Here is a 23263-nt window from a genome sequence, read left to right as displayed (position 1 = left end):
ATGTTGCATATCTTCTGTCCTCACTGTGGCGAACTGCGCTCCGAAGAGGAATTCCACGCCTCCGGCCAAGCGCACATCCCGCGCCCGCTGGACCCGAATGCCTGCACCGATGAAGAGTGGGGCGACTACATGTTCTTCCGCGACAACCCCCGCGGGCTGCACCACGAACTGTGGATCCACGCCGCCGGTTGCCGCCAGTACTTCAACGCGACCCGCGACACCCTGACCTACGAAATTCTTGAAACCTACAAGATCGGTGAGAAGCCACAATTCACCGCCAAGGCCTCTGGAGAGAAGGTATGAGCCAGACCAATCGCCTGTCCAACGGTGGCCGGATCGACCGTAATAAAGTCCTGACGTTTACCTTCAACGGCCAGAGCTACAAAGGCTTTGAAGGCGACACACTGGCCGCCGCCCTGCTGGCCAACGGCGTCGACATCATCGGCCGCAGCTTCAAGTACTCGCGCCCTCGCGGCATCTTCGCTGCGGGCGCCGAAGAGCCGAACGCGGTGCTGCAGATCGGCGCCACCGAAGCTACCCAGATTCCCAACGTGCGCGCCACGCAACAGGCGCTGTACCAAGGCCTGGTCGCCACCAGTACCAACGGCTGGCCGAACGTCAACACTGACGTGATGGGCATCCTCGGCAAGGTTGGCGGCAAGCTGATGCCGCCGGGGTTCTACTACAAAACCTTCATGTACCCGCAATCGTTCTGGATGACCTACGAGAAGTACATCCGTAAGGCCGCCGGCCTTGGCCGCTCGCCGACCGAGAACGATCCGGACACCTACGACAACTTCAACCGTCACTGTGATGTGCTGGTCGTAGGTGCAGGCCCTGCTGGGCTGGCCGCTGCGCTGGCGGCTGCACGCAGCGGTGCCCGTGTGATCCTCGCTGACGAGCAGGAAGAGTTTGGCGGTTCGCTGCTGGACTCGCGCGAAAGCCTCGACGGCAAGCCAGCCGCTGAATGGGTTGCCAGCGTCATTGCTGAATTGAAAGCCCTGCCGGACGTGGTGCTGCTGCCCCGCGCCACCGTCAACGGCTACCACGACCATAACTTCCTGACCATTCACGAACGCCTCACCGACCACCTCGGTGACCGTGCGCCGATTGGTGTGGTGCGCCAACGCATCCACCGTGTGCGCGCCAAGCGCGTCGTGCTGGCGACCGGTGCGTGTGAGCGCCCGCTGGTGTACGGCAACAACGACGTGCCGGGCAACATGCTGGCCGGTGCGGTTTCTACCTACGTGCGTCGCTATGGCGTGGCGCCGGGCAAGAAACTGGTGCTGTCGACCAACAACGATCACGCCTACCGCGTTGCGCTGGACTGGCTCGACGCCGGCCTGCAAGTGGTGGCCGTGGCTGATGTACGCCACAACCCACGCGGCGCACTGGTTGAAGAAGCCCGCGCCAAAGGTATTCGAATCCTCACCGGCAGCGCTGTGATCGAGGCTCGTGGCAGCAAGCACGTCACTGCTGCCCGCGTCGCTGCGATTGATGTGAAAGCGCACAAAGTCACCAGCCCAGGCGAGTGGCTGGATTGCGATCTGGTCGCCAGCTCTGGCGGCTACAGCCCAGTGGTCCACCTGGCTTCGCACCTGGGCGGCAAGCCGACCTGGCGTGAAGACATCCTCGGTTTTGTACCGGGCGAAGCGCCGCAGAAACGCGTGTGCGTGGGTGGTATCAACGGTGTCTACGGCCTTGGCGATTCCCTGGCAGACGGTTTTGAAGGGGGCGTGCGCGCAGCCAGCGAAGCCGGTTTTGCGCCAGTGGAAGGCACCTTGCCGAAAGCCCTGAGCCGCCTGGAAGAGCCGACGCTGGCGATCTACCAAGTGCCGCACGACAAGCCAACCGCACGGGCGCCGAAGCAATTCGTCGACCTGCAGAACGACGTGACCGCCGCCGCCATCGAACTGGCGACCCGTGAAGGGTTTGAGTCGGTGGAGCACGTCAAACGCTACACCGCGTTGGGCTTCGGCACCGACCAGGGCAAGTTGGGCAACGTCAACGGCCTGGCGATTGCCGCTCGTTCGCTGAACGTGACCATCCCGCAGATGGGCACCACCATGTTCCGTCCCAACTACACGCCGGTGACCTTCGGCGCGGTGGCGGGCCGTCACTGCGGGCACATCTTCGAGCCGGTGCGCTACACCGCGCTGCACGCCTGGCACGTGAAGAACGGCGCCGAGTTTGAAGATGTCGGCCAGTGGAAGCGCCCTTGGTACTTCCCGCGCAACGGTGAAGACCTGCATGCGGCGGTGAAACGCGAATGCCTGGCCGTGCGCGACAGCGTCGGCCTGCTGGATGCGTCGACCCTCGGCAAGATCGACATCCAGGGCCCGGACGCGCGCGAATTCCTCAACCGCATCTACTCCAACGCCTGGACCAAGCTCGACGTGGGCAAGGCGCGCTACGGCCTGATGTGCAAGGAAGACGGCATGGTCTTCGACGACGGCGTCACAGCCTGTCTCGCCGACAACCACTTCCTGATGACCACCACCACCGGCGGCGCCGCCCGCGTACTCCAGTGGCTGGAGATCTACCAGCAGACCGAATGGCCAGACCTCAAGGTGTACTTCACCTCGGTCACGGACCACTGGGCGACCATGACCCTGTCCGGCCCCAACAGCCGCAAGCTGCTGGCGGAAGTCACCGATATCGACCTGGACAAGGACGGCTTCCCGTTCATGACCTGGAAGGAAGGTTTGGTCGGTGGCGTACCGGCCCGTGTGTTCCGGATCTCGTTTACCGGTGAGCTGTCGTACGAAGTCAACGTGCAGGCCGACTACGCCATGGGCGTACTGGAAAAAATCGTCGACGCCGGCAAGAAATACAACCTGACCCCGTACGGCACCGAAACCATGCACGTGCTGCGGGCGGAGAAGGGCTTCATCATCGTCGGCCAGGACACTGACGGCTCGATGACCCCGGACGACCTGAACATGGGCTGGTGCGTTGGTCGCACCAAACCGTTCTCGTGGATCGGCTGGCGCGGCATGAACCGTGAAGACTGCGTGCGCGAAGAGCGTAAGCAACTGGTGGGCTTGAAGCCGATCGACCCGACCGTTTGGCTGCCGGAAGGCGCGCAGTTGGTGTTTGATCCGAAGCAGTCGATTCCGATGAAAATGGTCGGCCACGTGACATCGAGCTATGCGCATAACTCCCTGGGTTATTCGTTTGCGATGGCGGTGGTGAAGGGTGGCTTGAAGCGCATCGGGGAGCGGGTGTTCTCACCGCAAGCGGATGGCAGCGTGATCGAGGCGGAGATTGTGTCCTCGGTGTTCTTCGATCCTAAGGGCGATCGCCAAAATATCTGATGGACCGAGTCGCGGCCTTCGCGAGCAAGCCCGCTCCCACAGGGGGACGCATTCCAAATGTGGGAGCGGGCTTGCTCGCGAAGACGCCAGTAGCCTCACAACAGAATTAAGACAGGTGCTTTATGACAGCAGCCAATGTTTACCAACAACGCCCCACCACCGGCGCCAAGGCCGAGTCGTCGCTGCACCATGCCGACCTCGCCAGCCTGGTCGGCAAGGGTCGCAAGAACGCCGGCGTGACCGTGCGTGAAAAGAAACTCCTGGGTCACCTGACTATCCGGGGCGACGGCCATGACGCAGCCTTCGCTGCCGGCGTGCACAAGGCCCTGGGCATCGAATTGCCCGGCGCCTTGCAAGTGATCGTCAAGGGTGAAACCAGCCTGCAGTGGCTCGGTCCGGATGAGTGGTTGCTGATCGTGCCAAGCGGTGAAGAATTCGCCGCCGAGCAAAACCTGCGTGCCGCGTTGGGTGAGTTGCACATCCAGGTCGTCAACGTCAGCGGCGGCCAGCAGATCCTCGAACTCAGCGGCCCGAATGTGCGCGATGTACTGATGAAGTCCACCAGCTACGACGTGCACCCCAACAACTTCCCGGTGGGCAAGGCAGTGGGCACGGTGTTCGCCAAGTCGCAGCTGGTGATCCGTCACACGGCTGAAGACACTTGGGAACTGCTGATTCGCCGCAGCTTCTCGGATTACTGGTGGTTGTGGTTACAGGATGCATCCGCCGAATTCGGCCTGAGCGTCCAAGCCTGAGGAATACCCCATGAGCCGCGCACCTGATACATGGATTTTGACCGCCGACTGCCCCAGCGTGCTCGGCACGGTGGACGCGGTCACCCGCTACCTGTTCGAGCAGGGTTGCTACGTTACTGAGCACCACTCGTTCGATGACCGGCTTTCGGGCCGGTTCTTTATTCGCGTGGAGTTCCGCCAGCCCGACGGTTTTGACGAACAAGGTTTCCGCGATGGCCTGGCCACCCGTGGTGAAGCCTTCGGCATGATCTTCGAACTGACGGCGCCGAACTATCGGCCAAAAGTGGTGATCATGGTCTCCAAGGCCGATCACTGCCTGAACGATCTGCTGTATCGCCAGCGCATCGGCCAGTTGTCGATGGACGTGGTCGCGGTGGTGTCCAACCACCCCGATCTCAAGCCTTTGGCCGACTGGCACCAGATTCCCTACTACCATTTCCCCCTCGACCCCAACGACAAACCGTCCCAGGAGCGGCAGGTGTGGCAGGTGGTGGAAGACACCGGCGCGGAATTGGTGATCCTTGCGCGCTACATGCAAGTGCTGTCGCCGGAGCTGTGCCGCAAGTTGGATGGCAAGGCCATCAACATTCACCACTCGTTGTTGCCGGGGTTCAAGGGCGCCAAGCCGTATCACCAGGCGTACAACAAGGGCGTGAAGTTGGTGGGCGCCACGGCGCATTACATCAACAACGATCTGGACGAAGGCCCGATCATTGCCCAGGGCGTGGAGGTGGTGGATCACAGCCACTATCCCGAGGATTTGATTGCCAAGGGGCGGGATATTGAAGGGCTGACATTGGCCCGGGCGGTGGGGTATCACATTGAGCGGCGGGTGTTTTTGAACGCCAATCGCACGGTCGTTCTTTAGATCGCTATCGCAGGCAAGCCAGCTCCCACATTTTTGAATGTGTTCATAAATCAAAATGTGGGAGCCGGGCTTGCCCGCGATGAGGCCCTTACAAACAACGCAAAAACAGCATCTGTACCCGAGCACTTAAACGCGCTGCCCACCCAACGGGCAACGCAGTTCCATAAAAACAACAGCGAGGTGAAAGCATGTCTGGTAATCGTGGTGTCGTGTATCTCGGCAACGGCAAGGTCGAAGTACAGAAAATCGACTATCCCAAAATGCAGGACCCCCGTGGCAGGAAGATTGAGCACGGCGTCATCCTGCGCGTGGTCTCCACCAACATCTGCGGCTCCGACCAACACATGGTGCGCGGCCGCACCACTGCCCAGACCGGCCTGGTGCTCGGTCATGAAATTACCGGTGAAGTGATCGAGAAGGGCAGCGACGTCGAGAACCTGAAGATCGGCGACCTGGTTTCCGTGCCGTTCAACGTGGCCTGCGGCCGCTGCCGTTCCTGCAAAGAGCAACACACCGGCGTATGCCTGACCGTCAACCCGGCCCGTGCCGGGGGTGCCTATGGTTATGTCGACATGGGCGATTGGACCGGCGGCCAGGCTGAATACGTGCTGGTGCCGTATGCCGACTTCAACCTGCTGAAACTGCCGGACCGCGACAAGGCCATGGAAAAAATCCGCGACCTGACTTGCCTGTCCGACATCCTCCCGACGGGCTACCACGGCGCCGTCACTGCCGGCGTTGGCCCAGGCAGCACCGTCTACATCGCCGGCGCCGGCCCGGTCGGCCTGGCCGCTGCCGCCTCTGCACGCCTGTTGGGCGCCGCGGTAGTGATCATCGGCGACGTCAACCCGATCCGCCTGGCTCACGCCAAGGCCCAGGGTTTTGAAGTGGCCGACCTGTCCACCGACACCCCGCTGCACGAACAGATCGCTGCGCTGCTGGGCGAGCCGGAAGTGGATTGCGCTGTCGACGCCGTTGGTTTCGAAGCCCGTGGCCACGGCCATGAAGGCGTGAAAGCCGAAGCCCCGGCCACTGTGCTCAACTCGCTGATGGGCGTGGTGCGCGTGGCTGGCAAGATCGGTATTCCTGGCCTGTACGTCACCGAGGATCCAGGTGCTGTGGATGCCGCCGCCAAGATGGGCAGCCTGAGCATTCGCTTCGGCCTCGGCTGGGCCAAGTCCCACAGCTTCCACACCGGCCAGACCCCGGTGATGAAGTACAACCGCGCGCTCATGCAGGCGATCATGTGGGACCGTATCAACATTGCCGAGATCGTGGGTGTGCAGGTGATCAGCCTGGATGATGCGCCACGTGGCTACGGCGAGTTCGATGCGGGCGTGCCGAAGAAGTTTGTGATTGATCCGCACAAGCTGTTCAGTGCGGCGTAAGGTTCAAGGCTGAATAAATGGCGACCCCGGAGGTCGCCATTTTTTATGGGTTACTTGATGGTGGTGAGTCGCAGATAGGGATCGGCCACTTCACCGTTCTTGATCAGGCGCTTGCCGCCGTAGTCGCAATGGATTTTGTCGTTGCGTTCATTGATGGCCTCTGCCTTGAGTTCGTACTCCGGGGCCAGATAGTCATCCTTGGTGGCTGCCGTCTGCCCTGTCCATGCCTTGCCGTTGGCCGTAGCCGTGTATTGATAACCCTCGCCATAGGGCGCGGGAACGTCAGGGTCTGTGTAGGGTTTGGATCGGATGTCGCGGGGGGTGGGGCAGTGGTCGATGCTGGTGGCCTGGGGCCGTGAAGCCTGGGCCTGGCTGCGAGATGGCAAATGGATGATTGCGCTGAAGGCAACATAGAAATTGGGAATCAATCCGATCATGATTATTACAGCTCCTTATAGTGTGGCTGAGCCTCCCCGTTGAATGTGAGTGCGAAGGCTAGCTTGGGTGGGCTGTGTCGATGGATGTTCCGTCAGAACCTGGACTACGGGTCGTGGATGTGTGGAAGGACACTGTAGGAATTATTCGATGGCTTTTTTTACTGATGCGTAAATGAGCACCTGGCAATCTCCAGGGCTTCGCAATAGGTGCCTCTCCAATCGCCTATAGGGATAAGGTTCCAATCCAAGACCGGTTTGAGCGTGACCGAAAAGCTCGCGTCGTTATTCATCGGTCCTTTGTAGGTGCAGGTGACGGAGTGGTCCTCTGCTGTGTAACGGGCATCGTGGAATGTTGAGTCAGTCAGGTAGGACGCTGTAGCCTGCGGGCTCTCACCTGACCAATTGCGGCCATCAGGCTGGAGCATCTCATAGCGATAACCGCCGTTGTCCATGGGGTTCTGTTTGATCTGCTGGGGTGTCGGACAGGTGGAGGTCGCTGCATACGACGTGCTCACCAGTGTCAGGGCGGCGAATGCACCTGCAAGCATTGCGCTTTTCATGGCAGCCTCCTGCGGGACGTGGGAGGGATCATGCTGCAGGTGATTGTTCGATGCTGGCTACTGTTAAACGTGACAGTTAGTTAGAGCGATTCGTGATCAGTAACCGGGTTTTCATTCCCAGATGCAGCGCATCGATTCAGCGAGCGGCCAACGCTCCTTGATAAACCGTCGGCCCCGTCGGCTGCTTGCTCAACGACCCACCCTTGGTCTCTGAACTCACCATCAACTCCACCGGCTTGCGGATGCTTTTCTGCTGGCGCGGGTTGAGGCTGATAATGCCTTTGCCATCTTCCGGCAAAAGTCCCAGCGAAATCGGCCGGCCTCCCTCAGGCATGGCCCAGAGTTCCAGGCTGTGATCCGGCTCTGGTGCCGCCGTGGCGATGGGTTCGATTTCGAGGTAGTCCTTGTGCGCCATGATCTGCGCGGCCGGCTGCTGGGCGGTGGTCACCAGGGTGGCGGCGGACTTGACGTTGTCTTGGGTGTAGAGCGCGCCGCCGAGGCCGGCGACAATGGCCACGCAGACACCGATAAACACACGTGGACGGCTCCAGAATGGGGGATTTGGCTCAATCACTTGGGGACGGGTGGCACTCATAGGGCTGTTCCTGGCAAGTTTTAAAGTCACTGCATGGACTCTGATCTTGCCATCGGGTTCCTGGAATGGCCCGGAACAATGCGCCGGATACCCAGTCAAACGCCTGCTTTCAGCCCTTACACCCAGAGGTTGTTTCGATGAAGATTTCACGCGGTTTCGCCCTTTCCTGCCTGATGACCCTGGCAGCCGCTCCGGTGTTCGCTGCGGGCTTCAGCCTTGGCGATGCAGCCAATGCGATTTCCGGCATGCAGGGCGGCAACAACAAGGCAGCCGCTGCGGCACCGTCGTCCGAGACGGCCGGCCTGTTGAGCGCACTCACCTCGCAACTGAACATCACCCCCGAACAAGCGGTCGGCGGTACGGGCGCCATGCTGGGCCTGGCCAAGAACAAACTGAGCGGCAACGATTATTCGCAACTGGGCAACAGCGTGCCGGGCCTCGAACAGTTGTCGGGCAACAACGCCTTGGGCAGCCTCGGCGCCTTGAGCGGGATGCTCGGCCAGACCGGCGGCAGCAAGACCAGCGGCCTGGACGGTCTGCTGGGTAACGTGAAGAACACCAACGACCTGAACACCGCCTTCAGCGCCTTGGGCATGGACAGCGGCATGGTTGGCCAGTTTGCCCCGGTGATCCTGCAATACCTGGGCGGCCAGGGCGCCAGCAGCTCGGTGCTGGGCAAGCTGGCCTCGGCCTGGGGCACTGGCGGCTAACTAACGCTCCGCGCGCAGTTGCTCGATGCGCGCGTCCTTTTCCGTCCAGAGCTGATTCACCCAGTTCTGGACGGTCTGGCGAAACGCCGGATCATTCTCGTAATCCCCTTGCCACAACGCCGGGTCCAGTTCGCGGGTGCGGATATCAATGATCACCTTTGGCACCGCGCCGCTGATCAAATCCCAGAACCCCGGAATCTTTTGCTGTGGATAGACCACGGTCACGTCGAGCACGGCATCCAGCTGTTCACCCATCGCTGCCAGCACGAACGCCACACCGCCCGCCTTGGGCTTGAGCAAGCGAGTGAAGGGCGAATCCTGCTGCTTGCGCTTGGTTTCGTTGAAGCGCGTGCCTTCCAGGTAATTGACCACCGTCACCGGCTGGCGCTTGAACAGCTCGCAGGCCTCTTTGGTGATCTTCAAATCCTGCCCCGCGAGTTCCGGGTGCTTGGCCAGGAAGGCCTTGGTGTAGCGCTTCATGAACGGGTAATCCAGCGCCCACCAAGCCAGGCCGAGGAAGGGCACCCAGATCAGCTCTTTTTTCAGGAAGAACTTGAAGAACGGCGTGCGGCGGTTGAGGGCCTGGATCAGCGCCGGGATATCCACCCAGGACTGATGGTTGCTGATCACCAGGTAGGACGTATCGCCCCTCAGGTCTTCACCGCCGCGAATATCCCATTGGGTTGGGATACACAGCGCGAAGATCAACTTGTCGATCTCGGCCCAGGTCTCGGCGATCCACATTACCGCCCACGACATGTAGTCACGATAGCGGCCGGGAGCCACCAGCTTGAGCAGGGCAAACACCATCAACGGCCCGATCAGGATCAGGGTGTTGAGCAGCAGTAGCAATGAGACAAAACAGCCGGTGAGCAGGCGGCGCATAAGTAACTCTTGAAATCCTGTGGGCGGGCCATGATAAGCAGCTTGAGTCTAGAGGCCAAATGCCAATTCGCCGGACGAATGTTTCACAATGTGCCGGTTATGCTGGGGCGAGCTAACTAAGTACTGCCTTTGCGGTCTAGAATCCGCCTACTTCTTTCCGAGGAAATCACTTCGTGAAACTGCTCCTTGCCTCTCTCGCCCTGGTTGCCCTGCCGGTCATGGCCGCCGAACCGACCCTCTACGGTCGCTACGAATACATCCAATTGCCGGAGATCGGCGAAACCTTCAAGGCCAAGATGGACACTGGCGCGCTGACCGCCTCGCTGTCGGCCCGCGACATCCAGACCTTCACCCGTGACGGCGACGATTGGGTGCGCTTCCGCCTCGGCGGCAAGGATGCCTCCAACAAAGTCTACGAACACAAAGTCTCGCGCATCAGCAAGATCAAGAGCCGCGCCGACGAAGACGACGACAAGGACGAAGCCACCGTGGCCAAGCGCCCGGTGATCGACCTGGAAATGTGCCTGGGCGACGTCAAGCGCACCGTCGAGGTCAACCTCACCGACCGCAGCAGCTTCAACTACCCGCTGTTGATCGGCGCCAAGGCCCTGCGTGAATTTGGCGCGGCGGTGAACCCGGCCCGTCGTTACACTGCCGACAAACCGGACTGCTGACGGACCACCATGGCGCATATCCTGATTGTCGAAGACGAAGCGGCAATTGCCGACACACTGATTTTCGCCCTACAAGGCGAGGGCTTCACCACCACCTGGCTGACCCTCGGCCAGGCGGCGCTGGAGCATCAGCGCCAGACGCCTGCCGACCTGATCATCCTCGACATCGGGCTGCCGGATATCACGGGTTTTGAAACCTGCAAGCAACTGCGCCGGTTCAGTGAAGTGCCGGTGATGTTTCTCAGCGCGCGAGATGGCGAGATCGACCGCGTGGTGGGCCTGGAGATCGGCGCCGACGATTATGTGGTCAAGCCCTTCAGCCCACGTGAAGTCACGGCGCGGGTCCGGGCGATCCTGAAACGGATTGGCCCAGGTGCTGCGCCCGCGGTGTTCCAGGTTGATCTGGAGCGTATGCAGATCAGCTATCGAGGCCAACCGTTGAGCCTTACACGACACGAGTTCCGCTTGCTGCAAAGCCTGCTGGAACAACCCGAGCGCGTGTTCAGCCGCGAGCAACTGTTGGACGCGGTGGGCGTGGCGGCGGATGCCGGCTACGAGCGCAATATCGACAGCCATATCAAAAGCCTGCGCAGCAAGTTGCGCAGCGTGGCCGCCGATGCCGAGCCGATCCAGACCCATCGCGGCCTCGGCTACAGCTACAGCCCGAGCAATAGCTGATGCGCCTGGGGCTGCGGATTTTCCTGGTGTATGCGCTGTTTATCGGCCTGACCGGCTACTTCGTGCTCAGCACCGTGATGAAGGAAATCCGCCCCGGCGTGCGCCAGTCCACCGAAGAAACCCTGGTGGACACCGCCAACCTGCTAGCCGAGATCGTGCGCAATGACGTGAAGAACGGCACCCTCGGCCAAAGCCACTGGCCGGAGCTGCTCAAGGCGTATGGCAACCGCCAGCCGGGAGCGACCATCTGGGGTTTGCCGAAGAACCAGGTCAATCATCGCATCTACGTGACCGATGCCAAGGGCACGGTGTTGCTCGACTCCACGGGCGAAGCGGTGGGACAAGACTATTCGAAGTGGAACGACGTGTACCTGACCTTGCGTGGCGAGTACGGCGCGCGCTCCACCCGCAGCGAACTGGATGACCCTGCCTCGTCGGTTATGCATGTGGGCGCGCCGATCCGCGACAACGGCCAGGTCATCGGCGTGGTCACTGTGGCCAAACCCAACAGTTCATTGCAGCCTTATGTCGATCGCACCGAACGCCGCCTGCTGTGGTACGGCGCGGGCCTGGTGATTCTGGGCCTGCTGTTGGGTGCATTGCTGTCGTGGTGGCTGAGCGTTGCACTGCGCCGTTTGACCGCCTATGCCGAGGCTGTCAGCGAGGGGCGGCGTGCCGAGTTGCCCCATTACCGTGGCGGTGAACTCAAGCAACTGTCCACCGCTGTGGAGCACATGCGCACGCAGTTGGAAGGCAAGGCCTACGTCGAGCATTACGTACACACTCTGACCCACGAATTGAAAAGCCCCTTGGCCGCGATTCGCGGCGCGGCGGAGTTGTTGCAGGGTGATATGACCCGCGATCAACAGCAGCGCTTCGTCGGCAATATCGACAGCGAAAGCGCGCGTCTGCAGCAGTTGATCGAACGCCTGCTGAACCTGGCACAGGTCGAGCAGCGCCAGGGCCTGGAAGAGCAGGCGAGTATCCCGTTGGCGACGATGGTCGATGAGGTACTCAAGGCCCAATGCGCACGGATTGAAGGCGCCGGATTGCAGGTCGAGCAGACTATTGCGACGGATGTGAGGGTGTACGGCGAACCGTTCTTGTTGCGTCAGGCCTTGGGCAATTTGCTGGACAACGCCCTGGATTTCACGCCGCCCGGCGGCTTGTTGAAGTTCAGCGCACAGACGCGACACGACGATGTGCACGTCAGCCTGTTCAACCAGGCCGCACCGATTCCCGACTACGCCCTGCCACGCCTGAGCGAGCGTTTCTACTCGCTGCCGCGCCCGGCCAGCGGTCGCAAAAGCACGGGCCTGGGCCTCAACTTTGTCGAGGAAGTGATGAAGCTGCACGGCGGCGCGTTGCAGATCGGCAATGTCGACGGCGGCGTGCAGGTGGTGCTGCATCTCCACACAGTCTCCACATTGCCCACATAAATCCCCCACACGGTCTGCCCAGACTCTCTCCATCAAAACAGGGAGAGACCCATGAACCGCAGCCTGCTTTTCAAACTTGGCGCGATTGCGCTGCTGATCCTGCTGTTGCTGATTCCGTTGCTGATGATCAACGGCATTATCAGCGACCGCCAGCAACTGCGCGATGGCGTATTGATGGACATCGCCCGCAGTTCCAGCTACGCCCAGCGCCTCACCGGCCCGGTGATGGTAGTGCCGTATCGCAAGACCGTCCGCGAGTGGAAGCTCAATGAAAAGCTCAACAAACGCTACGAAGTCACCCGTGAAGAGCGCGGTCGTCTGTATTTCCTGCCGGACCGATTTGAACTCGACGGCAAGGTGCAGACCGAATTGCGCGCACGGGGCATCTACCAGGCGCGGCTGTTCCATGCCGACAACCGCATCAGCGGGCATTTCGAATTGCCTGCGCAGTTGGGTATCACCGAAGACTTCGCCGATTACCGCTTTGAGCCGGCATTTCTCGCGGTGGGCATCAGCGATATTCGCGGCATCGAAAACGCGCTGAAGCTGGAGCTGGGCAGCCAGCAATTGGAGTTCGAACCCGGCTCCCAGGTGGACTGGCTGGGCGAAGGCGTGCACGTGACACTGCCGGAGCACGACAGCAAAAAGCCCAACGTCGTGAACTTTGCTTTCGACCTGCGCCTGCAAGGCACCGAGCAACTGCAAGTGGTGCCGGTGGGCAAGACCAGCCAGGTGTCACTCGCTTCCAACTGGCCACATCCCAGCTTCATCGGCAATTTCCTGCCGGCACAACGCGAGATTACCGACAAGGGCTTCAGCGCCAACTGGCAGACCTCGTTCTTCTCCACCAACCTTGAGCAAGCGCTGCAAACCTGCCTGGACAAGCAGGGCTGTGAAGACTTCAACAACCGCAGCTTCGGCGTGAACTTCATCGATCCGGTGGACCAGTACCTCAAGAGCGACCGTGCGATCAAATACGCGCTACTGTTCATCGCCCTGACCTTCGCCGGCTTCTTCCTGTTCGAAGTACTCAAGAGCCTGGCAGTGCATCCGGTGCAGTACGCGTTGGTGGGGTTTGCGCTGGCGTTTTTCTACCTGCTGTTGCTGTCGTTGTCCGAGCACATTGGGTTCGCGCTGGCTTATCTCATCTCTGCCAGCGCCTGCGTGTTGTTGATTGGCTTCTATGTGTGCCATGTGCTGCGCAGCGTCGCTCACGGCCTGGGGTTTTCAGCGGGGTTGGCGGCGTTGTATGGCTTGTTGTACGGGCTGTTGAGTGCCGAGGATTACGCGTTGCTGATGGGCTCGTTGCTGCTGTTCGGCCTGCTGGGCACGGTGATGGTGCTGACGCGTAAGTTGGATTGGTATGGCGTGGGCAAGCGTAAAGCGGCACAGCCTTTGGAGTTTGATTTGGAGGCTGTGCAATGATCGGGTTGCGGGAGGATCAGCAAATGAAGGCGCGGATTATCGACTACCTCAACAACGCCACCGCCTCCTGTATGAGCTGGCTTGCCAGCGATGACGGTGGTCCAGTCAACGAGCCGCAAACTGACACTGCGCTATCGCTGGCAAGCCAGCGCCTACAAGGGGCGGCGGTGGGTTTTAAACCGGTGGTTGGGTCTCTTGCATCGAAGCCCGCTGGCTGACCTCGGCATACCAGGCGGCAAGCTTCGGGTTATCCAGGCGCCATTGCATATCCGGATGACGGAAGTCGAGGTAACCCAAGGCGCAGGCCACGCTGATCGCGGCGATGTCGAAGTGGCTGGTCAGTTCGGCAATCGCATCCGCTTCCAACTCAGAGAGGCTGCGGCGGATTTTGTTGCGCTGCTCATCCAGCCACTGGTCCCAGTGCTTTTCGGTCGGACGCAGGGCGGTTTCGTAGCGCACCAACACGGCGGCATCCATGATGCCGTCGGCCATCGAGGCCAGGGTCAGGCGGCGCCAGCGGGCCGCGCCGTCGCGGGGAATCAGTGGGTTGCCGACGTGCTGGTGATCGAAGTAATCGAGGATCACCCGGCTGTCGTGCAATACCGTGCCATCGGCCAGCCGCAGGGCCGGGATCTTGCCCACGGGGTTGCCTTGCACCACCTGCGCATCCGGGTTGACCGGGGTCGGCATGCAGCCGTGCAATGCGACGCGGTCCTGCTGGCCGGTTTCAGCCAGCAACACGCGAACCTTACGCACGAAGGGTGACGCGGGGTTGTGGAACAAGGTCATGCTGGGTGTGGACATGGGCATTCCTCAAGAAAGGGCTAGGCTAATCTATCTCACCGCTTGAGCAAGGCCCAAGTGCCAATTACGGCCGGTATGCCTAATCCCACCCAACTGAGCGAATCCCACAACCCGTCCCCGAGCAACGCCGCAAACAACCCGGTGGCGCTTAGCAGGCCGATCCCCAACGGAATCCCAAACACTTTCCAGAAGTTCGACTGACGCGGCTTCATGCCTTGCCCGCCTTGCGCCGCACGATCCACAAGTAAATCCCGCTGACCAGCACGATGATGGTCAGCACATCCAGTGCCGCCCAGAGGATTTTCATCGGCATGCCGCCGTAGTCACCGAAATGCAGCGGCTGGGACATGCCCATGGCGTCCATGTACCAGGGCCGTTCGGCGATGGCGGTGACGGCCAGGGTGCTGGCGTCGATCAGCACGGGTGTGAGCAGGTGCGAGGTGAGGTGGGTGCTGCCCTTCATGAACACGGCGTAATGGTGCTCGCTGGAAAAGCGCGTGCCGGGGAAGGCGATGAAGTCCGGCTCCATGTCCGGCGCGGCCTTGGCGGCGATCGTTAGCAGCTCGGTGGCCGGTGCGCGCTGGGTCAGCGGAGGGGCGTTTTTGTAGGGTTCGATCATGGCGCTGAGGCTGTCCTGGCGCCAGGCGGCGATGATCAGGTCGGCGCAGGCGCTGATCACGCCGGTCACGCCCACCACCAAGGCCCAGGTCAGGGTGACCACGCCGATCAGGTTATGCAGGTCGAGCCAGCGCAGGCGCGTGGATTTGTCCTGGCGCACGGTGGCGAACTTCAAGCGACGCATGAACGGCAGGTACAGCACCGTGCCCGAGATGATCGCCAGTACAAACAGAATGCCCATGAACGCCAGCAGCAACTTGCCCGGCAGGCCGGCGAACATGTCCACATGCAGGCGCAGCAGGAACAGGGTCAACCCGCCATTGGCCGCCGGAGTTTCCACCGCTTCACCGGTGCGCGCGTCGAGCATGAAGGTGTGGGACGCGTTGGGCTCGGTGCCGGCGGTCGCGGCCATGATCGCGATCACGCCGTTCTTGTCATCTTCATCCCAGGCCAGGTACTGCATGGCTTCGCCGGGGCGATGGGCCTGCGCCTTGGCCACCAGCTGCTCCAGGTTGAGCTGCGGTGTGTCGGCAGGCATTTGCGCCAATTCCGGCTCGTTGCCCAGCAAGTGGTCGATCTCATGGTGAAACACCAACGGCAAGCCAGTGAGGGCGAGCAGCAGCAGGAATACCGTGCAGATCAGGCTGGTCCAGGTGTGGATGAAGGACCAGCGGCGGATGGTTTTGCTTTTCATCACGGCTCCAAAGGCAAAAGGGCCGCGGTTCAGGCGGCCCTTCATTGGCGGTTTTTACCGTCTTAGAATTTGTAGTTAACGCTGGCTACCACGTTACGCTGATCGCCGTAGTAGCAGTAGAAACCATCGCAGGTGGACAGGTAGTCCTTGTTGAAGATGTTCTTGGCGTCGACAGCTACGGTCACGCCCTTCATGGTGCTGTTCAAGCGGCCAAGGTCATAGTGCATCGAAGCGTCATACACGGTGTAGGAGCCTACGTGGCCCAGGTCGGTATTGGCTGCATTGCCGTAGGTGTCGCCAACGTAGCGCACGCCCGCGCCAATACCAAAACCGTCCAGCAGTCCGCTATGCCACGTGTAATCAGCCCAGCCAGTGGCCTGGTTGCGTGGTAACTGGTTCAGGCGGTTGCCTTTTTCAGCAGCAACTCCTTGAGTGATTTCGCTGTCGTTGTAGGTGTAGGAACCCACCAGTTTGAGACTTTCAGTGACGTCGGCACTGGCTTCCAGTTCCAATCCGCGTACCCGCACTTCGCCCACTTGGCGCGTGATACTACCCTCAGTGACCGAAGTATTTTGCTGGGTCAGGTCGAATACGGCAGCTGTGAACAACGCTTTGGTACCAGGAGGCTGGTACTTGATACCGGCTTCGTACTGTTTACCTTCTGTGGGCTTGAAAGCTCCGGTGCTGCCCACTTGAGTGCCCGAGCCCGCCTGGAACGATTCGGCGTAGGAAAGGTATGGGGTGATGCCGTTGTCGAAGACATAGCTCAGCGCTGCGTTGCCGCTGAAATGTTTGTCACGCTGGGTGTTGGTGGCGTCGTTCAGGTTATGGAAAGTGGTGCCGGTATGTACCCAATCCTCGCGGCCGCCGAGGGTCAGGCGCCAGTTGTCGAGGGCCATCTGATCCTGTACGTACAAGCCGGTCTGTTGGGTCTTTTGGGTATAGTCGTACATGGTGAAGTACTGGACGTTGGAAAAGTCCTGGCCGTATACCGGGCGGTTGAAGTTGATGGTGGGCACACCTGCAGAGCCCCATAGCCAGCGCGCATCGCTGGTGGACCGCTGGTGGTCGAGCCCCAACAACAGCGTGTGACTTACGGCGCCCGTTTGGAAGTCGGCCTGGAAGTTGTTGTCCACGGCAAATTGACCGATGTTTTCATCGACCTTGCCGGCGGAGCGACTCACGTTACCATTAGCGTCTACTGCCACTTCAGGGCCATTCGGGAAGAACGCGCCGCCTGCGGTAATGCCTTGGAACGACAGATCGTTCTTGGTGTAGCGCAGGTTCTGGTGAAACTGCCAGGTATCGTTCAGGCGCGTTTCGAAGGCATAGCCCAGAGCGTAGTAGGTGCGGTCGTAGAACTCCCAGTCCGGATCACCCAGATTCTTGTGGTGGGAGATCTTGCCGGCTGGCGAGCTCAACTTGGTGCCTTGCAGCGGCAGGAATTGCCCGGTGATACCTGTATCGTCGCGGGTGAACTGGGTGAGCAACGTCAGTTTGGTATCGTCGTTGATGTTCCAGGTCAGGCTCGGGGCGATGTTGTAGCGCTTGTCAGGGATATGGTCCACTGGTGTGTTGCTGTCTCGTACGACGCCACTGACGCGATAAAGGAACTGGCCCTCGTCGTCGATTTTTCCGGTGCTGTCGAAGTTGATTTGCTTGTGATTGTTGCTGCCGGCCTGCACCTCGATTTCATTCGAGCTTTCGGCCTGTGGACGGCGGCTGACCATGTCCAGCAAACCACCTGGTGGGGTTTGCCCGTAAACCGACGATGCAGGACCGCGTAGAACGGCAATGCGCTCCAAATTCCAGGTGTCGATTTTTGGTGTTGCGTAGTTGCCTTTGGGCAATGGCAGGCCGTCGAGAAATTGAGTCGGGACAAAACCGCGCACCAGCAGCCAGTCACTGCGGGAATCCGAACCGTAGCCGGAGCTCTGCACGCCAGCGGTGTAGCGCAAAGCGTCATTGAGGTTGAGTACGGAGCGGTCTTCCATCTGTTTGCGAGTGATCACCGTCACTGAACGAGGCAGCTCGGCAATCGGTGTATCCGTTTTGGTGCCAGCAGCGGTGCGTGTGGCGACATAGCCGTCTACCGGGCCCCAGGCGCTTTCATAGCTACCTTGGCCGGTGATGTTGGTTTCAGGCAACGCTACGACCCCATCCGGAATCGCTACCAGGGTGTAAGTCCCCGCGGTGCTCTGCTCAAGCTGCAACCCCGTCCCGCGCAACGCCTCACGCAGCGCACCCGGCGCATCGAACTGGCCTTGGACCGGCGCCGAGGTCTTGCCCGACGCCAACGCCGGGCTGAGGGTCAGCGCCAGGCCGCCCTGGCTGGCGATCTGGTTCAGGGTTGTCGCCAGTGGTGCCGCCGGCAGGTTGTAGGTGCGCACGCTGGATGCCTGCTCCGCGGCGATCAGCGTAGTGCTGGCCAGCGGGGCACTGAGGGCAATGGCCACGGCTAACAGGCTGGGGCGCAACAAGGTGTCTAGCGTGCGGGACATGGGGCGGCTCCTGAATGGAAATATTTCTCAATTGCCTAGGTGCCGAACGAGAATCGAAAAGTGATAGGGCCAAATGAAAATAAATCTGTGAGTGGTCACAACTCTTCGCACTGCATGGCCCTGAAGGTTCAGGTGTGTTGTGAGGTTCAGCCCTGCGTCCATTGCAGTTTAGCGGCCAAGGCGTCCGGGTAAGTTTCTGCACTGGCGATTGCCGCACGCGTCGCATCACCCTGGCCGAAGGCCTCGATCAACAGCGTGACGTGGGTGGCCAGGAAGTCGCTGCGTTGATTGAGGTGTTCCTCCAGTGCCCGGTAGCGCTTGCCGTCCATGAACCCTTCGCTGAGAAACCAGGCCGCGTGTTTGTTCAGATAGTCGAGTACGTACAGGTCGTACAACGCGCTCACCAGATCTTTTGCAAGCCCAGGCGGCAGTGAGTTGCCGGCCTTTACCGCACTCTCGATGGCAAGGCGCTGGGCATGCGCCTCGCCAGCGCGTGCAACCACCATCAGTTTTGAGTTCCAGACCTGCATGTCGTCCTCTCCCTGAGCCCGGTGTGCGGCGACATGGTGGGCCACCTCCGTGAGCAAACGGTATTCCAGGGTGCGGACCATGCTCAGCCCGTAATCAACGTCGTCCAGGTTAGCGTGCCGGTCCGGATGGGCGGGCTCGGTCAAGGGTTGGCCAATCAGGACCTTGGCGGCATCCAGCAGGATCATGCGGTTGTTGCCACCGGCGTCCTGGTAGATCTTGGCCATGCCTTCATAGTCGGCGAAACGATTGAGGTTGAGCGCCCCGGCCACGCCGCAGCGCAATCGGCATTCGGTGGCCACGGCCTCAGCGGCGGGCGCACACAGGGCTTTGGTCAGCGCCAGGGTCTGGCTGATGGCGGCCCAGGGTGTCCATGTCACATCGCCCGTGCCGGTTGTTTGCAGGGAGGCCTGGCTGGCCGTGCCTTCGATCCATAGGCGGGCGGAGTCATTGGCAAAGCATTTCATGACGTACGCTGTCGCCAGGCAACCGAATAACGCCCGGCGCTGGGTGCGAAAGTCCAGCAAGCCAGTGCCGTTGCCGATTCTTGCCTGGGTGGTGCGCCGGTTGGCGTGAGTCAGGGCCAGGGTTGCACAGGCCAGCATGACGGAGCTCAAGCCGGTGCCGACCATCGCCCACACGTTTTTGGGGGCGAACAGTGAGCGGATCAGACGGCGGTCAGTGCTGCCCAGTGGGTCTTGAAAGCGGTTGGACTGATCAATGTTCGCTCCGTCACACAGCCACGCGTCAAAAGAGACGCGGACCTGATTAAAACGCAACAAGCCGTAATCCAACGGTACGGCGCGAATTTCTGCTGGTGAAGACATATCAATGCCAGGGCATGGACCCTGTGTGTCGCTTAATGGCAAGACAAAGGCGAAGACACCACAGCGTTGGTCCTGAACCTTCAACTCGGCAAACACCACGCCCAACTTGTTGAGGTCATTGATACCGACATTGGCAAATTTCAGCGCAGCGTTGTTGGGTGTGTTCAACACAAATGTGCGCGTGTCGGTGTCGAATACCGCCTCCAGGCAGGGGCCCATGTGTGAGTTGCTACGGCCGATTTCAGTCAGCGCGTAGACCCCCAGGCATTGGCCCTTCTCCAGTTCGCATCGCCATTTGGCGGTGTACGGGTGGTCCTGTTCGAACGCCAGGAGTGTACCGATGCACAAACCCTGCTGAATCATACACCCCATGAACAGCGACGGATCATTGACCGCCGCGTGGGTGGCCAGGGCCATCAACCACTCCGGTTGTTTGAACCCGTGGATGCCGTCGGGCAGTTGTTTGAGCAGATGCTGCAAGCGCCGATAGGTCTGACGGTGGCCGTCGTGGAAGGTCAGGTTGGTTTGCGGATGCAACTCAGGGTCGTTGAACGTGTGAGCCATGTGCGCATGGGCCTGGGCGGTGACGGGCCCGTTGACCAGTTGGCGCAGAGTGTCCAGGGTATGTGAGTCGGCCAGTAGTTGGCGAAGTTCATTAGGTGGTGCGGCGAGGGGCGTGTAGGTCTTGGCATCGCGCAGGCTTTTGAGGATGCACATCGACATGCCTCGGTTTACACCCATGTCGATAAACACGCAGCATTTGTCGAGTGGCAACGCGGCCAGTGTCTTGGGCAGGTTGGTGGGGTCGGTCACGCCCAAGGTGAACAGCTCGTGCAGGTCATCCCCGTGCTGGTAACAGCCCCCCAACACGGTCGAATAGATGGGGGTCCTGAACGGCTGTTGCTCCAGGGGTTGCAGCAATGCGTTCATGAGTTCTGCGACACGCCGATGCGCCGAGTAATGGGATGCGTAGGCGATCGACACCCAGCGCAACGGCGGGGTGCTGTCGCCGTAACGGTCAAGCAGAGCGTGCAATGCGTCCATTTCTCCGCTGATGATGCATTGCTCAGGGGCATTGACCGACCCCAATTCCAGCTTCAGTTCAGGCCACCTGTCGAGCAACGCTTGCGTCATCTCCGGCGACAAGTTGACCAGCAACATGCCGCCGCGGCCTTCTTCACTGCGGTAGGCCGCATTGAGGGCGCAGACCGCACGCGCGCCCTGCTCAATGCTCAGTACACCGGCGCACACTCGCGCAGCAATCTCACCAAAACTCTGCGCGACAATCAGTGCCGGCCGCACGCCTGCGTCGTGGAGCAGTTGGTTGAGCACCACGGCCGCACCATACAGGGCCAGTTGCGTGACTCCAGAGGGCAGCGGCAACGCATATTCGTGTGTCAGCAGTACGTCGCTGATCAGCCCGGGTTGCAGTTTGGCTTCAGACTGCGTTGCTTCGCGTTCGATAATTGACAGGGTGGCGTCGATGCGCGGGCGAAGCTCCTCGGCTTGCCGGTATAACTCAGCCAAGGCGGCGCAGGGGTCATTGCCTTGGCCTGGGAAGGCAAAAACGAACGTATGTCGATTGATTTGGGGGAGTGTAGACATAGTGCAGCCCTCATATTGCTACCGAAAGAAGTGTTTGCTTCCTTGCAATGTGAGACCGGGCGTAAAGCGAGATGCGCCCTCTGAAGGACAGGTCCTGTCAGTGGTCATTTGAGGGTAAAAAAAGGGTAGAGGTAACTGTCAGAGTTGACAGTTTTTACCAGCAATACGAAATACTTGAACTCATTTTTTAATCGCGTCAGCGTGTGCCCGAGCAGCGGCGACCGTGACCCACCACGGCGTATGCTGCTCGATCTGCACCGGCAGGGTCGGCAGCAGCGCATTGAGCGCCAGCGTGGTGTCGCGCAACGGGAAGCTGCCGGTAATGCGCAGGTCAGCCACGTTTTTATCCACACCCAGGTAACCGGTGCGGTAACGGCTGAGTTCCGCAACCACATCGCCCAGGCGCGCGTTGTCGACCACCAGCATGCCGCGGGTCCAGGCGTCGGTGGCGGGGGTGACGGCAAGCGCAGGGCCGAGGCCATCGCTGCGCATCAGCACTTGCTGGCCTTCCTTGAAGATCTGTTCCTGCTGCAGCGCCTCGGGCTGGGCGGCCACGGCCGATTGCAGCACGCTCAAGCGCGTGGCGTCGTCTTCGCGCTTGACGATAAACCGCGTGCCCAGCGCCCGCAGGCTGCCGTCGCGGGTTTGCACATAGAACGGGCGCGCATCGTTGTGGCCGGTCTCGATCAGGATTTCGCCTTCCTGCAACACGATCAGCCGGCGTTGTTCATCAAAACGCACGTCGATGGCGCTGTGGGTGTTGAGGTTGATCAACGTGCCATCCGCCAGTTTCAGCGTGCGCTGCTCGCCGGTGGCGGTACGTTGGTCGGCCAGCCAATAGTGGATCGGCACATAGCGCTCACCGGCAAACAACGCCAGGCCGACGACCAGTGCAATGCTCGCCAGGCCGCTGCCCAGCTTGCGCACGCGCTGGCGAATGCCTTCGCGCGATTGCAACAGTGCCGCCCGTGCGGGGCCCGAGGCCACGCTGAAACGCTGGTCGAGCATGCCCAACTGGCGCCAGGCGCGGGCGTGTTCTTCGTCGCCGGCCAGCCATTTATTGAATTCTTCACGCTCAATCGCGCTGCCGTCGCCCGAGTCGAGGGACAACTGCCAGGCGATCGCCGCATCCAGCACGCGGGCCGAGACCGGTTTGGAACTGATCACCGTCACAGCGGCTCGCCATACAACGCGATGTAGCACTGGCGAATGCCCTGGGCCAGGTACTGGCGCACGCGGGGCACCGACACGCCGAGGCGCTGGGCGATTTCGGCGTGGCCCATGCCGTCGAGGCGGTTAAAGAGGAAGGCGGCGCGGGCCTTGGTCGACAGCTTGCCGAGCAGGCGGTCGATGGCCTTGAGGTCGTCGAGGATCAGTTGCTGTTCTTCCGGCGAAGGGTGTTCGCTTTCCGGGATCAGCATCAGTTCGGTGAGGTAGGCCTGTTCCAGGGCGGCGCGACGGAAGTAGTCGAACAACAAGCCCTTGGCGATTGCCACCAGGAACGCCCGGGGTTCGCGGGGTTCACGCAACTCATCACGGCCGAGCAGGCGCATGAAGGTGTCCTGGCTCAGGTCTTCGGCGCGGCTCGGGCAAGCCACGTTGCGTCGAAGCCAGGCCAACAGCCAGCCACGATGGTCGCGATACAACGCGCCAACAAGCTCACTGTGTGGGTTCTGGATCGACGACAAGGCATCACCTAGTAAACGGGATGTTTAAACTAACGAGAATTATTCGCGATTGTGTCAGAGCCGTGGAGTGGGCGCAATTGGCGTCTGTCGGTTTGAGGGGGGGTCGCTTTTGTGGTGAGCGGGCTTGCCCCGCGCAGGGCTGCGAAGCGGCCCTGAAACCAGACGCCGCGTTCTCTCTGGAAAAATGCGGTGGTCTTATAGGGGCCGCTTCGCAGCCCGGCGCGGGGCAAGCCCGCTCACCACAACAAGGCCGGTCACCACAGGGTT

At 60.9% G+C, this 23263-nt stretch carries 21 protein-coding genes; 10 read left to right on the top strand and 11 right to left on the bottom strand.

The genetic code is table 11. The annotated features are described in order from the left end of the window. The 5 genes from ACP7C6_RS16280 to fdhA all read left to right on the top strand — a co-directional run bounded on the left by ACP7C6_RS16280 (position 1) and on the right by fdhA (position 6328). A complete protein-coding gene (locus ACP7C6_RS16280; protein WP_010207083.1) occupies positions 1 to 303 on the top strand; it encodes a sarcosine oxidase subunit delta in 303 nt (100 codons plus the stop codon). After that, positions 300 to 3317, top strand: a complete 3018-nt coding sequence (locus ACP7C6_RS16275) for a sarcosine oxidase subunit alpha (protein WP_028618219.1) — start codon at positions 300 to 302, stop codon at positions 3315 to 3317. The genes ACP7C6_RS16280 and ACP7C6_RS16275 overlap by 4 nt, the downstream gene beginning before the upstream one ends. A 122-nt stretch (positions 3318 to 3439) precedes the next feature. Continuing rightward, positions 3440 to 4072, top strand: a complete 633-nt coding sequence (locus tag ACP7C6_RS16270; RefSeq protein ID WP_028618218.1) for a sarcosine oxidase subunit gamma — start codon at positions 3440 to 3442, stop codon at positions 4070 to 4072. 10 nt (positions 4073 to 4082) lie between these two features. Further along, positions 4083 to 4940, top strand: a complete 858-nt coding sequence (gene purU / locus ACP7C6_RS16265; protein ID WP_016977808.1) for a formyltetrahydrofolate deformylase — start codon at positions 4083 to 4085, stop codon at positions 4938 to 4940. 188 nt (positions 4941 to 5128) lie between these two features. Further along, on the top strand, positions 5129 to 6328 hold the full coding sequence (gene fdhA / locus ACP7C6_RS16260; protein WP_016977809.1) for a formaldehyde dehydrogenase, glutathione-independent: 1200 nt from the start codon (positions 5129 to 5131) through the stop codon (positions 6326 to 6328). 50 nt (positions 6329 to 6378) lie between these two features. On the opposite strand, the gene ACP7C6_RS16255 is transcribed toward fdhA, so the two are convergent. From ACP7C6_RS16255 to ACP7C6_RS16245, 3 genes are all read right to left on the bottom strand, one after another. After that, positions 6379 to 6765 carry a hypothetical protein gene (locus ACP7C6_RS16255; protein ID WP_426108992.1) on the bottom strand — a complete coding sequence of 129 codons (387 nt, stop codon included), beginning with the start codon at positions 6763 to 6765 and terminating at the stop codon, positions 6379 to 6381. Between the two features lie 158 nt (positions 6766 to 6923). Continuing rightward, positions 6924 to 7325, bottom strand: a complete 402-nt coding sequence (locus ACP7C6_RS16250) for a DUF3757 domain-containing protein (RefSeq protein WP_050587908.1) — start codon at positions 7323 to 7325, stop codon at positions 6924 to 6926. A 136-nt stretch (positions 7326 to 7461) separates the two neighbouring features. Further along, complete coding sequence (locus ACP7C6_RS16245) at positions 7462 to 7920, bottom strand: anti-sigma factor (RefSeq protein ID WP_028618216.1); 459 nt, start codon at positions 7918 to 7920, stop codon at positions 7462 to 7464. Positions 7921 to 8057: 137 nt separating this feature from the next. Here ACP7C6_RS16245 and ACP7C6_RS16240 point away from each other — a divergent pair, with 137 nt between their 5' ends. After that, positions 8058 to 8630, top strand: coding sequence for a DUF2780 domain-containing protein (locus ACP7C6_RS16240; RefSeq protein ID WP_122686841.1), 573 nt, complete (start codon positions 8058 to 8060; stop codon positions 8628 to 8630). Here ACP7C6_RS16240 and ACP7C6_RS16235 read toward each other — a convergent pair whose 3' ends face one another. Further along, positions 8631 to 9515 carry an acyltransferase gene (locus tag ACP7C6_RS16235; protein ID WP_028618214.1) on the bottom strand — a complete coding sequence of 295 codons (885 nt, stop codon included), beginning with the start codon at positions 9513 to 9515 and terminating at the stop codon, positions 8631 to 8633. A 173-nt stretch (positions 9516 to 9688) separates the two neighbouring features. Between ACP7C6_RS16235 and ACP7C6_RS16230 the strand changes: the two genes are divergently transcribed. From ACP7C6_RS16230 to creD, 4 genes are read left to right on the top strand one after another with little or no spacing between them, the layout of a single operon-like run. After that, positions 9689 to 10189 carry an ATP-dependent zinc protease family protein gene (locus ACP7C6_RS16230; RefSeq protein ID WP_068936265.1) on the top strand — a complete coding sequence of 167 codons (501 nt, stop codon included), beginning with the start codon at positions 9689 to 9691 and terminating at the stop codon, positions 10187 to 10189. A gap of 9 nt (positions 10190 to 10198) precedes the next feature. After that, on the top strand, positions 10199 to 10867 hold the full coding sequence (creB, locus tag ACP7C6_RS16225) for a two-component system response regulator CreB (protein ID WP_028618212.1): 669 nt from the start codon (positions 10199 to 10201) through the stop codon (positions 10865 to 10867). Further along, on the top strand, positions 10867 to 12306 hold the full coding sequence (creC, locus tag ACP7C6_RS16220) for a two-component system sensor histidine kinase CreC (protein WP_426108991.1): 1440 nt from the start codon (positions 10867 to 10869) through the stop codon (positions 12304 to 12306). Before creB ends, creC begins: the two co-directional genes overlap by 1 nt. A gap of 51 nt (positions 12307 to 12357) precedes the next feature. Continuing rightward, positions 12358 to 13731: a cell envelope integrity protein CreD gene (creD, locus tag ACP7C6_RS16215; protein WP_068936267.1), complete on the top strand. Its 1374-nt coding sequence runs from the start codon at positions 12358 to 12360 to the stop codon at positions 13729 to 13731. A 174-nt stretch (positions 13732 to 13905) separates the two neighbouring features. Here the strand turns inward: creD and ACP7C6_RS16210 are convergent, their stop codons facing one another. The 7 genes from ACP7C6_RS16210 to ACP7C6_RS16180 form a co-directional block, all read right to left on the bottom strand. Next, the gene (locus ACP7C6_RS16210) at positions 13906 to 14535 is read right to left on the bottom strand and encodes a glutathione S-transferase N-terminal domain-containing protein (RefSeq protein ID WP_068936271.1); all 630 of its coding nucleotides are present in this window, start codon (positions 14533 to 14535) and stop codon (positions 13906 to 13908) included. 35 nt (positions 14536 to 14570) lie between these two features. After that, positions 14571 to 14747, bottom strand: coding sequence for a hypothetical protein (locus ACP7C6_RS16205; protein WP_162834926.1), 177 nt, complete (start codon positions 14745 to 14747; stop codon positions 14571 to 14573). Beyond that, on the bottom strand, positions 14744 to 15847 hold the full coding sequence (locus ACP7C6_RS16200) for a PepSY-associated TM helix domain-containing protein (protein ID WP_028618208.1): 1104 nt from the start codon (positions 15845 to 15847) through the stop codon (positions 14744 to 14746). The genes ACP7C6_RS16205 and ACP7C6_RS16200 overlap by 4 nt, the downstream gene beginning before the upstream one ends. Before the next feature lie 62 nt (positions 15848 to 15909). Then, positions 15910 to 18348: a TonB-dependent siderophore receptor gene (locus ACP7C6_RS16195; protein WP_028618207.1), complete on the bottom strand. Its 2439-nt coding sequence runs from the start codon at positions 18346 to 18348 to the stop codon at positions 15910 to 15912. 146 nt (positions 18349 to 18494) lie between these two features. Then, complete coding sequence (locus ACP7C6_RS16190) at positions 18495 to 21308, bottom strand: acyltransferase domain-containing protein (protein ID WP_426108990.1); 2814 nt, start codon at positions 21306 to 21308, stop codon at positions 18495 to 18497. 180 nt (positions 21309 to 21488) lie between these two features. Further along, positions 21489 to 22481: a FecR domain-containing protein gene (locus ACP7C6_RS16185; protein WP_426108989.1), complete on the bottom strand. Its 993-nt coding sequence runs from the start codon at positions 22479 to 22481 to the stop codon at positions 21489 to 21491. After that, positions 22478 to 22996 (bottom strand): RNA polymerase sigma factor, encoded by a 519-nt coding sequence (locus ACP7C6_RS16180; protein WP_028618204.1) that lies wholly within the window; start codon positions 22994 to 22996, stop codon positions 22478 to 22480. The genes ACP7C6_RS16185 and ACP7C6_RS16180 overlap by 4 nt, the downstream gene beginning before the upstream one ends. Positions 22997 to 23263 lie beyond the last annotated feature (267 nt).

The organism is Pseudomonas sp. TWR1-1-4 (assembly GCF_049897165.1).
In the GTDB taxonomy this organism is placed as follows: domain Bacteria; phylum Pseudomonadota; class Gammaproteobacteria; order Pseudomonadales; family Pseudomonadaceae; genus Aquipseudomonas; species Aquipseudomonas canadensis.
The sequence above is the reverse complement of the archived record's forward strand: the minus strand, read 5'-3'. Positions and strand labels throughout refer to the sequence as shown.